11 protein-coding genes are annotated in these 12,781 nt (G+C 74.9%); 5 read left to right on the top strand and 6 right to left on the bottom strand.

The window, feature by feature from the left end; translation table 11 throughout:
* Positions 1-42: 42 nt before the first annotated feature.
* Positions 43-2,598, top strand: a complete 2,556-nt coding sequence (locus tag MQV74_RS06855) for a sensor histidine kinase (RefSeq protein WP_242715137.1) — start codon at positions 43-45, stop codon at positions 2,596-2,598.
* A gap of 17 nt (positions 2,599-2,615) precedes the next feature.
* On the opposite strand, the gene MQV74_RS06850 is transcribed toward MQV74_RS06855, so the two are convergent.
* The 3 genes from MQV74_RS06850 to MQV74_RS06840 all read right to left on the bottom strand — a co-directional run bounded on the left by MQV74_RS06850 (position 2,616) and on the right by MQV74_RS06840 (position 6,908).
* On the bottom strand, positions 2,616-5,042 hold the full coding sequence (locus MQV74_RS06850) for a polysaccharide lyase 8 family protein (protein ID WP_242715136.1): 2,427 nt from the start codon (positions 5,040-5,042) through the stop codon (positions 2,616-2,618).
* 114 nt (positions 5,043-5,156) lie between these two features.
* A complete protein-coding gene (locus MQV74_RS06845; RefSeq protein WP_242715135.1) occupies positions 5,157-5,942 on the bottom strand; it encodes a slipin family protein in 786 nt (261 codons plus the stop codon).
* Between the two features lie 105 nt (positions 5,943-6,047).
* The gene (locus MQV74_RS06840; protein WP_242715134.1) at positions 6,048-6,908 is read right to left on the bottom strand and encodes a hypothetical protein; all 861 of its coding nucleotides are present in this window, start codon (positions 6,906-6,908) and stop codon (positions 6,048-6,050) included.
* A gap of 119 nt (positions 6,909-7,027) precedes the next feature.
* Between MQV74_RS06840 and MQV74_RS06835 the strand changes: the two genes are divergently transcribed.
* Positions 7,028-7,756, top strand: coding sequence for a class I SAM-dependent methyltransferase (locus tag MQV74_RS06835; RefSeq protein WP_242715133.1), 729 nt, complete (start codon positions 7,028-7,030; stop codon positions 7,754-7,756).
* 42 nt (positions 7,757-7,798) lie between these two features.
* Here the strand turns inward: MQV74_RS06835 and MQV74_RS06830 are convergent, their stop codons facing one another.
* Positions 7,799-8,212 carry a winged helix-turn-helix transcriptional regulator gene (locus MQV74_RS06830; protein ID WP_242715132.1) on the bottom strand — a complete coding sequence of 138 codons (414 nt, stop codon included), beginning with the start codon at positions 8,210-8,212 and terminating at the stop codon, positions 7,799-7,801.
* A gap of 132 nt (positions 8,213-8,344) precedes the next feature.
* On the opposite strand from MQV74_RS06830, the gene MQV74_RS06825 reads away from it, so the two are divergent.
* The gene (locus MQV74_RS06825; RefSeq protein WP_242715131.1) at positions 8,345-9,298 is read left to right on the top strand and encodes an NADP-dependent oxidoreductase; all 954 of its coding nucleotides are present in this window, start codon (positions 8,345-8,347) and stop codon (positions 9,296-9,298) included.
* A gap of 18 nt (positions 9,299-9,316) precedes the next feature.
* Here the strand turns inward: MQV74_RS06825 and MQV74_RS06820 are convergent, their stop codons facing one another.
* On the bottom strand, positions 9,317-10,267 hold the full coding sequence (locus MQV74_RS06820; protein WP_242715130.1) for a GlxA family transcriptional regulator: 951 nt from the start codon (positions 10,265-10,267) through the stop codon (positions 9,317-9,319).
* 236 nt (positions 10,268-10,503) lie between these two features.
* Here MQV74_RS06820 and MQV74_RS06815 point away from each other — a divergent pair, with 236 nt between their 5' ends.
* Both MQV74_RS06815 and MQV74_RS06810 read left to right on the top strand, forming a co-directional pair.
* Positions 10,504-11,157: a DJ-1/PfpI family protein gene (locus MQV74_RS06815; RefSeq protein ID WP_242715129.1), complete on the top strand. Its 654-nt coding sequence runs from the start codon at positions 10,504-10,506 to the stop codon at positions 11,155-11,157.
* 34 nt (positions 11,158-11,191) lie between these two features.
* Positions 11,192-11,719: a hypothetical protein gene (locus MQV74_RS06810; protein ID WP_242715128.1), complete on the top strand. Its 528-nt coding sequence runs from the start codon at positions 11,192-11,194 to the stop codon at positions 11,717-11,719.
* A 16-nt stretch (positions 11,720-11,735) separates the two neighbouring features.
* Here MQV74_RS06810 and MQV74_RS06805 read toward each other — a convergent pair whose 3' ends face one another.
* Positions 11,736-12,767, bottom strand: a complete 1,032-nt coding sequence (locus MQV74_RS06805; protein WP_242715127.1) for a hydroxyacid dehydrogenase — start codon at positions 12,765-12,767, stop codon at positions 11,736-11,738.
* Positions 12,768-12,781: the final 14 nt, after the last annotated feature.

The following is a 12,781-nucleotide window of genomic DNA, read 5'->3' as shown; positions in this document are numbered from 1 at the left end:
GTGATGGGCGCATCCATCGCACCCGAGCGCAGAGACGAGAACATGGCACGCGGCAAGCTGCGGATCTATCTGGGGGCGGCACCGGGCGTCGGCAAGACGTACGCGATGCTGTCCGAGGCCCACCGTCGCATCGAGCGCGGCACGGACTGCGTGGTGGCGTTCGTCGAGCACCACGGGCGGCCGCGCACGGAAGTGATGCTGCACGGCCTGGAGGTCGTACGGCGCAAGGAGCTGGAGTACCGGGGCGCGGCCTTCACCGAGATGGACGTGGACGCCGTCCTGGAGCGGGCCCCGGCCGTCGCGCTCGTCGACGAACTCCCGCACACCAACGTGCCGGGCTCGCGCAACGCCAAGCGCTGGCAGGACGTCCAAGAGCTCCTCGCGGCGGGCATCGACGTCATATCCACGGTGAACATCCAGCACCTGGAGTCGCTGGGTGACGTGGTGGAGTCGATCACGGGGGTGCGGCAGCGCGAGACGGTGCCGGACGAGGTGGTGCGCCGGGCGGACCAGATCGAGCTGGTCGACATGTCGCCGCAGGCGCTGCGGCGCCGGATGGCGCACGGCAACATCTACAAGGCGGACAAGGTCGACGCGGCGCTGTCGAACTACTTCCGGCCGGGCAATCTGACGGCGCTGCGGGAGCTGGCGCTGTTGTGGGTGGCCGACCGGGTCGACGAGTACCTCCAGCAGTACCGGGGCGAGCACAACATCCGCTCGACCTGGCAGGCCCGCGAGCGCATCGTCGTCGGCCTCACCGGAGGCCCCGAGGGCCGCACCCTGCTGCGGCGCGCCGCCCGGCTCGCCGAGAAGGGCGCGGGCGGCGAGGTCCTCGCGGTCTACATCGCCCGCAGCGACGGCCTGACCGCGGCCTCGCCCAAGGAGCTCGCCGTCCAGCGCACCCTGGTCGAAGACCTCGGCGGCTCCTTCCACCAGGTGATAGGGGAGGACATCGCCGCGGGCATCCTGGAGTTCGCCCGGGGCGTCAACGCCACCCAGATCGTCCTCGGCGTCTCGCGCCGCAAGGCCTGGCAGTACGTGTTCGGGCCCGGCGTCAGCGCGAACGTGGCCCGTGAGTCCGGGCCCGACCTGGACGTCCACCTGGTCACCCACGACGAGGTCGGCACCGGCACGGGCCTGTCCAGGACCCCGCCCACCGCCCGGCTCGGCCGCTCCCGCCTCATCTGGGGCTGGCTCATCGGCATGGTCGGCCCGGTGCTGCTCGCCCTGCTGCTGCGCGGCGTCGCGCCGGGCCTCGGCCTCGCCAACGACATGCTGCTGTTCCTGACCCTCACGGTCGCGGCGGCCCTGCTCGGCGGCATGCTCCCGGCCCTCGCCTCGGCGGCCTTCGGGTCCCTGCTGCTCAACTACTACTTCACGCCCCCCGTCCACCACGTACTGATCTCCAATCCCAGGAACATCGTCGCCCTGGTGATCTTCATCGGGGTCGCGGTGTCCGTGGCGTCGGTGGTGGACCTGGCGGCCCGGCGCACCCACCAGGCCGCCCGCCTGCGGGCCGAGTCGGAGATCCTCTCCCACCTCGCGGGCAGCGTGCTGCGCGGCGAGAACGGTCTCGCCTCGCTCCTGGAGACCGTCCGGGAGACCTTCGCGATGGAGGCCGTGGCCCTGCTGGAGCGCGAGAGCGACACGGCGCCCTGGACCTGCGCGGGCAGCGTCGGCACCCGGCAGCCCGCGAGCCGCCCGGAGTACGCCGATGTGGACATGCCGGTGGGCGACCACATGTCGCTCGCGCTCACCGGGCGCGTGCTGCCCGCCGAGGACCGCCGCGTGCTCGGCGCGTTCGCCGCGCAGGCCGCCGTGGTCCTGGACCGGCAGCGCCTGCAGTCCGAGGCCGACCAGGCCCGCGCCCTCGCCGAGGGCAACCGCATCCGCACCGCCCTGCTCGCCGCCGTCAGCCACGACCTGCGCACCCCCCTCGCCGGGATCAAGGCGTCCGTGTCCAGCCTGCGCTCCGACGACATCGAGTGGTCCGAGGAGGACCGGGCCGAACTCCTGGAGGCGATCGAGGCGGGCGCCGACCGGCTCGACCACCTCGTCGGCAACCTCCTGGACATGTCCCGCCTCCAGACCGACACCGTCCAGCCGATCGTGCGCGAGGTCGACCTCGACGAGGTGGTGCCGCTCGCCCTGGAGGGCATGGCCGCGCCCGCCGAGCACGTCGTCCTCGACATCCCCGAGGACCTGCCGATGGTGGCCGCGGACAAGGGCCTCCTTGAGCGCGCCGTCGCCAACGTCATAGAGAACGCCCTGAAGTACAGCCCCGAGGGCGAGTCCGTCCTCGTCGCCGCCAGCACCATGGCCGACCAGGTGCAGCTGCGCGTGGTGGACCGCGGCCCCGGCGTCCCCGACGACGCCAAGGAGCGCATCTTCGAGCCGTTCCAGCGCTACGGTGACGCCCCGCGCGGCGCCGGAGTGGGCCTCGGCCTCGCCGTCGCCCGCGGCTTCACCGAGGCCCTCGGCGGCACCCTGACCGCCGAGGACACCCCCGGCGGCGGGCTCACCATGGTCCTGGTCCTGCGGACGGCCCCCGGGCGCCCGCGGCCCCGGACGGACCTCCCGGCGGCGGCCACGTCGTAGCGGGCGCGCCCGGCGGGTCAGCCGAGCCGCACCGTGATCTTCTGGGTGGCGCCCCGGGCGCCCGAGAGGTCGCCGAAGACGAGCGTCAGCGAGCCGCCCGTCGCGGCCGAGGCCACGGTGGCGGGCCTGCCCGTGACCTCGGCGACCGGCCGCTGCCAGGTCACGCTCAGGCCGCCGCCCGTGGCCCGGGTCGGGTCGCTGACGCACACGGTCGCCGTACCGTCGGGCCGCTCGGTGACGAGGACGGAGCAGGCGGCGCTCGCGGCGAGCGGCCCGGCCGCGCCGCCCGCCCAGAAGTTCGCGGCCGTGCAGCCGAGCGAGGGCACGCCGACGCCCTGCACCGCGTCCGTGTTGGCGAGGATCCGCAGCCAGCCGACGGCCGCCGCCCGCTCGGCCGTGCGCTCCGCGCTCGCGCCGGGCAGCAGCAGATACGCGTACGACCCGTCCGTGGGGTCGATGCCGTGGTCCACGTACAGCGTGAGGAAGGTGCGGGTGAGGGGTGTCGCGGAGCCGCCCCGGTTGATGTCGCTCCACCTCCCGGTGCGCTGTTCCCGCAGGGCCTTCACGGTGGCGCCGCCGGGGAAGACGTAGCCGCCGTGCCCGCCGATGTGCGCCCACCGGGCGCCGGTCAGGGTCTGGGCCCAGGGCGTGGCGACGGCCTTGGGAACGCCGTCGGCCTGGAAGGGGGCGCGGCCCGCGGTCCCCAGGTTGCGGTTCTCGACCGTCGACTCCACCGCCGTGCCGTCCGTGCAGCCGATGCCCGCGCCCAGGCACACGATCGCGTCGTCCAGGAAGAACCACGACTTCCGCGCCGACAGGGTGCTCCGCAGCCCCTTCAGGTGCTGCCCGAGCGCGGCCCGCTGTCCGTCCGTGGCGCCGCCCACCCAGCGCACGGCGGGGCGTGCGGCGCCCCAGTCCCCGCCCGCCCCGTCCGCGAGGACCGTGCGCGAGACGGTGGTGCCGGGCAGCCGGTAGGGGTCGACGGTGGGCCAGTAGGCGTCGCTGTACTGGCCGTTGGCGAAGCTGTCGCCCCACCAGGCGAGCAGGCCCGAGCCGGTGTGCCAGCCGCGCAGGTTCTCGCCGTTGCCGGTCTCGTAGTACGTGATGCGCGCGTCGGCCATGCTGAGCGACGCGGCCCAGCCGGGGCGCCGGTGCGTGGCCCGCGCCATCTCGGGGAAGAGCCGGTGGCCGGTGGGCTCGGGCACCGGGGCGGTCCCCGCGTCGTCCTCGACGTCCTTGAGACGGGCCAGGGCGGCGAGGCCGAGGTGCGGGTCGGCGAGCGGCGGGCTGTAGTAGTCGCGGCGCGTCCAGCCCTTCACCAGGCCACGCCAGCGGGCCCGTTCGGCGGCGGACGCGCCCTGGCCGAGCAGCAGCACCGACGCCAGGACGGGATGGCCGCGCAGATGGTCGTCGGCCTGGATCCGCCGGTCGTCGGACGCGGCGACGCCCCGGCTGAGTGCGCGGCCCGCGACGCAGTCCATCACCAGGCCGTTGTAGAGGAACGGCGCCCACGCGTGTTCCACGGCGTCGAACACGATCTGCCGGCCGGGGTCCGTCACCACCCAGGGCGAGTCGGCGAGCAGCGCGAACAGCAGGCCGAGCCCGCCGAGCAGCACCGCGCCGTAGGAGCCCGTGTAGGGCACGGTGGTGTGCTGGATGAACGAGCCGTCGCGGTACAGGCCGTCGCCGCTCGTCACGTACGGGAAGACCGGCGACAGGGCGTCCCGGGCCAGGGCGAGCTTCGCCGGGGCCGCGCCCACGACCCCGCGCAGCGCGAGCACCCGGCACAGGTCCACGCGGTTGGCGCCCGTGCTGGTGCCGGTGTAGTGCGCGACCGCCGCGTCGGGCACGAAGTGGTCGACGGCCGCGCAGAACCGGGCCACCTGCTCCGCCGACAGCGCGTCGTACAGCAGCACGCAGGTGTCGAGCAGCGCCTGCGGGGCGCCGATCTGCCAGCTCCACCAGTTGCCGAAGCGCGTCGTGCGCTCGTTGTAGACCTGTGCGTAGAGGTGGTCGAGCCCGGTGAGGACGTCGGCCCGCAGCCCGGCGTCGCCGGTCAGTCCGGTGCCCGGCTGGCAGGAGGCCTGCGCCATCGTGGCGAGCCGGGCATAGCCGGCCACGACGTTCGCGGAGTACGTGAACGAGTCCTGGTCGGTGTCCGGTTCGGGATCGGCGTACGGCAGGTCGGGCCAGAGGGAGCCGCTCGCGGGGGCCATCGTCGAACGCCACCGCCGGGCCGCTTCGCCGAGCCCGGCGAGGCGGCCCTTGAAGGGCTCGGCGGTCGGGCTGAACCCCTCGCCGAGGACGAGGGTCCGCCAGGTGGCGCGCAGTTGGGCGTACGCGTCCTCGGCCGCGGCGCGGGCGGTGGGCCCGCCGGGGGCGCCGAGCGCGAGGGCGGTGGTGCCGGTGGTCAGCAGGAAGGCGCGGCGGGGCCATGAGGGCATGCGGGACTCCCGGGAGACGGAGGGGGAGCAGGGGGTGCAGAGGCGTGCCGCGCGACCTGGCAAGCGCTTTCTAGCATGCGGCGGCAGGCCCCTCAAGACCCCGCGGCCCGCTTCTCAGGTCCCGCCCTGCGGGGGCTGCTGCTGTGCGGCCCGTTCCAGGAAGCGCAGGAGTTCGACGGGGAAGGGCAGGACGAGGGTGGAGTTCTTCTCGGCGGCGACGGCGACGACGGTCTGGAGCAGGCGCAGTTGGAGGGCGGCGGGCTGCTCGGACATCTCCTTGGCGGCTTCGGCGAGCTTCTTGGAGGCCTGGAGTTCGGCGTCGGCGTTGATGACGCGGGCGCGGCGTTCGCGGTCGGCCTCGGCCTGGCGGGCCATGGAGCGTTTCATGGTCTCGGGCAGGGAGACGTCCTTGATCTCGACGCGGTCGATCTGCACGCCCCAGCCGATGGCGGGGCTGTCGATCATCAGCTCCAGGCCCTGGTTGAGCTTCTCGCGGTTGGAGAGCAGATCGTCCAGGTCGCTCTTGCCGATGATGGACCGCAGCGACGTCTGGGCCATCTGGGAGACGGCGAAGCGGTAGTCCTCGACCTGGACGATGGCGTTGGCGGCGTCGACGACCTTGAAGTAGACGACCGCGTCGACGCGCACGGTGACGTTGTCCCGCGTGATGCCCTCCTGCGCGGGCACCGGCATCGTCACGATCTGGAGGTTGACCTTGCGCATCCGGTCCACGCCCGGCACGACCATCGTGAACCCGGGCGGCCGCGGCGTACCGTGCAGCCGCCCGAGCCGGAACACGACACCGCGCTCGTACTGCTTGACGACACGCGCCGCCGACGCCGCGTACACCAGGCAGGCGCCCGCCGTGGCCGCGCCCGCCGCGATCAGTTCCTCCAGCATGACGACCCCCTGTCGGTCGAGCCGTCCGGGATCACTGAATTGTCCCGTGTTTAACGATACGCCCGGGACTGGGGGAGGGGCGAGGACCTGTGCCCGGCGTGATCCTCAGACGGCCTCGGGCCGTGAGGCGTACAGGCGGGTGAAGTAGCGGCCCGTCGTCTCGAAGCCCGTGGGGTCGGCGCCCGTGGCCGCGACCCGGGTGACGGCGTCGCGCTGCTCGGCGGGGCCGGTGAACAGGCGCTGCGGGTAGAGGTGGTGCGGGTCCGTCGTGGTGGTGAGGCCGTGCGCGGCGAGGCTCTCGGCGATGCGGTCGTAGGGCACCGTGCGCAGCACGAACGCGCTGACCCACAGGGGGAGCCGGATGTGGGCGAGGAGGGCGTCGAAGGTGCGGTACGAGACGTAGCCGATGCCTCCGGTGACGGTGATCAGGCCGACGCGGCCAAGGGCGCGGGCCAGTCCGGGGCTGGGCGGGACGCGCTCCAGGTTCTCCGCATAGGCCTCGTCGAGCAGGCCGACGGCCAGGGCGTAGGCCGTGGCCTGCGCCGCCGTGTCGACGCCGATGATCCGCACCGCGTCCGGGCGGCGCCGCTCGGCGTAGAACTCCTTGTCGCGGTCCAGGAGTTCACCCGGCGTGAGCCGGTCCGCCGCCTCGTCGGTGTAGTGCGCGTACAGGTCGTCGAGCGTCAGGTCGTGGTTCAGGAGCGCCGCGTTGATGCCGTACGAGCAGCACAGGTCGAGGACCGTGATGCGCCCGCCGTCCGCGCCGGGCGGGCCCTTGTGCTCCCGCTCGGCGAGCGTGCGGCGGAAGACGCCCTGGGCGTGCTGCGGGATCTCGTAGGCGAAGGGCGCGAGGCGGCGGAAATACGCCCTCGGGTCGGGGCGGTCGTAGATGTCGTCGAAACGGGTCTTGCCGGCCATTTCCGCCATCGCCGGGCCGGTGCCGTCGGGCGTCCTGCGTGCGCACATGGGGATACCTCCGGGGTGTGAGTTCGGGTGTGCGGCAGCTGAAGCTCTACCCGACGCGTTTCCCGGCCCGGTAGACCGCGCGGCGGTTCCCGGCCAGGCCGACTCATTAGGCTGTGCCGGTGTTCACCTCCCAGGGCCCCTCGCTCCGCGAACTGGCCGTGCAGGCGCTGTCCTCCACCGAGCACGGCTACGACCTGCTGGCTCCCAAGTTCGACCGCACGCCGTTCCGCACGCCCGACCGCATCCTGGAGGCGACCGCCGCCGCCCTGCGTCCACTTGGCCCGTTCCCGGCGGGTCTCGACGTGTGCTGCGGCACCGGGGCGGGTGTGCGGACGCTGCTGCCGCTGTGCCGGGAGCGGGTCACCGGCGTCGACTTCAGCGCCGGGATGCTGGCCGAGGCGCGGGCGGCGGTCGCCGCGCCGGATCCAGGACCGGCGGTGGACTGGGTGCGGGCCGACGCCCGCGCGCTGCCGTTCGCCGCAGCCTTCGACGTGGCCGTCAGTTTCGGGGCGTTCGGCCACTTCCTGCCGTCCGAGCGGCCCGGGCTCTTCGCCCAGGTGCACCGGGCGCTGCGCCCCGGCGGCCTGTTCGCCTTTCCCCTCGGCGCACCCCAGCCACTCACGTCACCATGGTACTGGGCCATGCTCGGCTTCGACTCGGCGATGCGGGTGCGCAACGCGCTGTGGCGGCCGCCCTTCGTCATGTACTACCGCACGTTTCCGCCGGCCGGGGTGCAGGCCGATCTGGAGCGCGCCGGGTTCACGGTACGGCTGCTTCCGCTGGCGGAGTTCGGGCGCAGGGACGACGGCAGCCCGCGCTGGCGCCTGGTGGTGGCCCGCAAGGGGTGAGCCGCCCGCCCGGTGCGCGCGGTCCCGTGCGGGCCTGGCGGGTCAGTCGGCGGCGGCCGTCGCCCCGTCGTCGTACGCGGTCCGCGCGGCGAGCACCTCGTCCATGTGCTCCTCGGCCCAGCCCTTGATCGCCCCCATCAGACCGGCCAGGCTCTCGCCGACCGGCGTGAGCGCGTAGCTGACGCGGACCGGCACGGCCGGGGTGACGGTGCGGCTCACCAGGCCGTCGCGCTCCAGGTTGCGGAGGGTCTGGGTGAGCATCTTCTGGCTGACGCCCGCGAGGCGGCGGGCCAGCTCGCTGTAGCGGTGCGGCCCGTCGGCCAGCGCCGTCAGGGCGAGCGAGACCCACTTGTCGGCGATGCGGTCGAGGAGCTGGCGGGTGGGGCACTGCGCGACGAAGGCGTCGTACGCGGCCCGCGCCTCGGCGCGGCGCTGTGCGGCGGTCCGGGTGGTCACGGGGTCTCCTCCGGGTGGCCTGGGCACTCTGAAGTGCGTACTTCCCTGTGGAGAGCAACTCTCCCTACGTTGGGCGGCGAGGTCAACCGGCCGCCGAAGGGGCGGCGGGGCCGACGGCGGAGGGGCGGGGCGATGAGCGCGACGACGGTGATGCGGGCAGCGGTGGTGCGGGTGCCGGGCGGGCCGGAGGCCGTGGAGCTCGCACGGGTGCCGGTGCCCGCACCGGGCCCCGGCCAGGTGCGGATCCGCGTGGCGGCGGCGGCCGTCAACCCCGTGGACCTGCTGACCCGCTCCGGCGCGCTCGTGGCGGCGGGGCGGATGGCGCCGCGCGCGACGACCGGCCTCGGCTGGGACGTGGCCGGGACGGTGGACGCGACGGGCCCGTCCGTGACCGCGCTCGCCGTGGGCGACGAGGTCATCGGCCTGCGCGATCTGCTGGACGCCACCCTCGGGACGTACGCCGAGTACGTGGTCCTGGACGCGACGGCGGTGGCACCGGCGCCGGAGGGACGGCCGTCGGCGGCGGCCGCGACCCTGCCGCTGAACGGGCTCACGGCCTGGCAGTCGCTTGCCGCCCTCGACCTGCCGCCCGGGGCGGCGCTGGTGGTGACGGGCGCGGCGGGGGCCGTCGGCGGATACGCCGTGGAGCTTGCGGCGCTGCGCGGCCTGCGGGTGGTCGCGGTCGCGGGCGCGGCGGACGAGGGCCTGGTGCGGGGCTTCGGCGCCGAGTGGTTCGTGCCCAGGGACGTCCCGGACCTGGCGGCGGCGGTGCGGTCGGCCGTCCCGGGCGGCGTGGCCGGGGCCCTGGACGCGGCGGGTGTCGGGCTGCCCGCGCTCGCGGCCGTGCGGGGCGGCGGGGCGTTCGTGGCGGTGGCGGCGGACGCCCCGCCCGGCCTGCGGGGCATCCGCTCCCGAAACCACTGGATCGCGGCGGACGGCGCGGCCCTGGGACAGCTGTCCGCCCTGGCGGCGGCGGGCCGCCTCACGCTGCGCGTGGCCGGCACGCTGCCCCTGGCCCGCGCGGCCGAGGCCCACAGCCGCCTCGCCGCGGGCGGCCTGCGCGGCCGTCTCGTCCTGGTCCCCTGAGAGCTCGGCCCCCGAGGGCTAGGCCCGCGTCCCGAAGGCCCGCCGGTACGCCTGCGGGCTGACCCCCGCGACCCGCTTGAAGCGGTCGCGGAACGCCGTCGGCGAGCCGAAGCCGACCTGCGCGGCGATCCGCTCCACCGGGTGGGCGGTGGTCTCCAGGAGGTGCTGGGCCCGGCGCACCCGCGCCCGGTGCAGCCACTGCAGCGGCGTCGTGCCGGTCTGCTCGCGGAAGCGGCGCAGCAGGGTGCGGCTGCTCAGGCCCGCGTGCGCGGCGATGTCGTCGAGGGTCAGCTCGCGGGCCGCGTTCTCGTCGAGCCAGGCGAGCAGCGGTTCCAGGGCCTGGCCGCAGGGGTGCGCGGGGGCCTGGTTGACGATGAACTGGGCCTGGCCGCCCTCGCGTTCCAGCGGCATCACGGACGCCCGCGCGGCGTCGGCGGCGACCGCCGAGCCGTAGTCGCGGCGGATCATGTGCAGACACAGGTCCATCCCGGCGGCCGCGCCCGCGGAGGTGAGGATCTGGCCGTTGTCCACGTACAGGACGTCCGGGTCGACGTCGATGTCCGGGTAGGCCGCGGCGAGCCGGTCCGCCGCGTACCAGTGCGTGGTGGCCCGCAGCCCCTTGAGCAGCCCGGCCTGTGCGAGCACGAACGTGCCGACGCAGACCGAGGCGATCCGGGTGCCCGCGCGGGCCGCCTCGCGGAGCGCGTCCAGGACGTCCTCGCGCACCGGCACCGAGGGGTCGTGCACGCCCGGCACGATCACCGTGTCGGCGTCGGCGAGCGCGCTCAGGTCGTAGGGCGCCCGCAGCGCGAACGCGCCGCCCGCGTCGACCTCCTCCTCGGCCGCGCACACCCGCACCCGGTAGCCGGGGCGCTCGCCGGGCAGCCGGGTGCGGGCGAAGGCGTCGATGGGCATCGCCAGGTCGGAGGGGATGACGTCGTCCAGGGCGAGGACCGCGACCGTGTGCATGGCGGCAACGTACGGCACCACCGGCATCCCGCCAAGCCCGGACACCGTCCGCGGACAGCGCCCGACCAGGCCTTCCCCGACCCGCGCACGCCCTCGGGCCACCCTGATGCCGTGCTGGCGATATCCCGTTGAAAGCTGTCATTCCAGCCACTGTCGAGGCGCGGGACGCCCTGGCTAGCCTCGGCGGAGCCCGAGCTCCTCGGCACGGATCCCTCACCACGGAACGGAACCCCGGCATGCGCGTGCAGGCAGTACTCTTCGACGGCTTCGACCCGCTGGACGTCCTCGGCCCGCTGGAGGTCCTGTACGCGGGCGGGCACGCCACCGACGGCGCGCTCACCGTGGAACTGGTCTCGGCGGAGGGGCCCCGCTCCGTCCCCAGCGGCCTGGCGGCGATCGACCTCAGGGCCACGGCGAAGCTCGATCCCTCCCGTGCCGACCTGGTGCTCCTGCCGGGCGCCGCCGGGGCGACCGAGCAGCGCGACCCCGACGACGACAGCATCCCCGCCCGGCTCGGGCGCACGCTCCGCACCGATCTGCCCGGGCTCCTCGGCGACGCCCTGGCCCGGCCCGGCGTGACCGTGGCCAGCGTCTGCGGCGGCTCGCTGCTGCTGGCCCTGGCCGGGCTCGTCGAGGGCCGCCCCGTCACCGGGCACCACGCCGCCCTTGACGGCATGGCCGGGCTCGGCGTGCGCACCGTCCGGGCCCGCGTCGTCGACGACGGAGACCTGGTCACGGGCGGCGGCGTCACCTCGGGCCTCGACCTCGGCCTGTACCTGCTTGAGCGGGAGTTCGGGCCGCGCGTCGCCCACGCCGTCGAGGAGCTCTTCGCGTACGAGCGCCGCGGCGTGGTGTGGAGCGACACCGGCACCGCGCCCGTCGCGATCTGAAGCCCCCGCCCCGCCGCCCACACGAGAGACCCTGATGTCGAAACTCTTCCTCACCCTGCACGTGCTCGCGGCCATCGTCGCCGTGGGGCCCGTCACCGTCGCCGCCAGCATGTTCCCCAAGGTCCTGCGCGAGGCCCTGGCCGCCCCCGACGACCCGCGGCCCGTCACCACGCTGCGCACCCTGCACCGCATCAGCCGCGTCTACGGAGGCCTCGGCATCGCCGTGGTGGCCTTCGGCTTCGCCACCGCGAGCAGCATGGACGTCCTGGGCAGCGCGTGGCTGATCACGTCGATCGGGCTGACCTTCCTGGCGGCCCTGATCCTGATGCTGCTGGTCCTGCCCCGGCAGGAGGCGGCCCTGGCGGCGGTGACCGGGCCGGGGCCCGATGCCGCATCGCGGGCCGAGGACGGCACGGCCCACGCGCCGGAGGGCGCGGTCGCGGTGCGGCCCCACGCGCGGGCCAGTGCCCAACTCGCCATGTTCACGGGGATCTTCAACGTCCTGTGGGCGACCGTCACCATCCTGATGATCGTCCGGCCGGGCTCCACGACGGGAGCCTGACACCCCCCCCCGCCCCTCAGGCCAGCAGCCGGGCCTGCCGGGCGGACACGGCGTGGGCGAAGCCGTCCCCCGCCGCCCAGCGGGCCACCTCGCTCACGGCGAGGTCGGTCAGGCGCCGCCACTCGTTGCCCTGCGACCCGGCGAGGTGCGGAGTCAGCAGCACGTTCTCGCAGTCCCACAGCGGATGTCCGGGAGGCAGCACGTCGGGGTCCGTGACGTCGAGCACGGCCCGGATCCGCCCCGCCGTCACGGCCTCGGTGAGCGCGTCCTGGTCGACGACGGCTCCGCGCGCGGTGTTGATCAGCACCGCGTCCCCGCGCAGGGCGGCGATGAGGTCCCGGCCGACGAGCCCGCGCGTCTCGGGCAGCAGCGGCGTGTGCACGCTCACGACGTCGCTCTGCGCGAAGAGCTCCCGCAGGCCCACGCCGCGCACGCCGAGAGCGGCCGCCTCCGCGGCGTCGACGTACGGGTCGTGCAGCAGGATCCGCAGGTCGTACGGGTGCAGCAGCTCGATGACGCGTCTGCCGACGTGCGAGGCGGACAGGATCCCCACGGTGCGGCCGTGGTTGCCGAGCGTGCGGGGCGTGCGCATCGGGTCGTCGGGGCGGCGCGCGGCGGTGTAGGCGCGGGCGCGCTCCAGGACCCGCTTGCCCGCGAGCAGGACCATCGCGACCGTGTACTCGGCCACCGGCAGGGCGTTGGCGGCGGCCGCCGACGACACCTGCACGCCGCGCTCCCAGCAGGCGTCCGTGACGTGCCCCCGCACGGAGCCCGCCGTGTGCACGACGGCCCGCAGGCCGGGCGCGCCGGCGAGCGCGGCCGCGTCGAGCGGCGGGCAGCCCCACCCGGTGACGAGCACCTCGACCCGGCCGAGGACGGCCCGGGCCGCCGCCGTGCCGAAGTCGTCGAGCAGCGGTGGATACGTCAGGTCGCAGACGGCGTCGAGCGCGGCGAGCGCCTGGTCGTCGAGGACGGCAGCGGCGGCGTCGCGCGCCATGGCGAGCGCGGCACGCGGCCGGGATGCGGGGCGGGACTGCGGCGTGGTCATGGGCCCCAGGTATA

Source organism: Streptomyces sp. AN091965, assembly GCF_022698285.1.
GTDB lineage: Bacteria > Actinomycetota > Actinomycetes > Streptomycetales > Streptomycetaceae > Streptomyces.
Note: the sequence above shows the minus strand (reverse complement) of the source record. Positions and strands in the feature narration are given on the sequence as shown.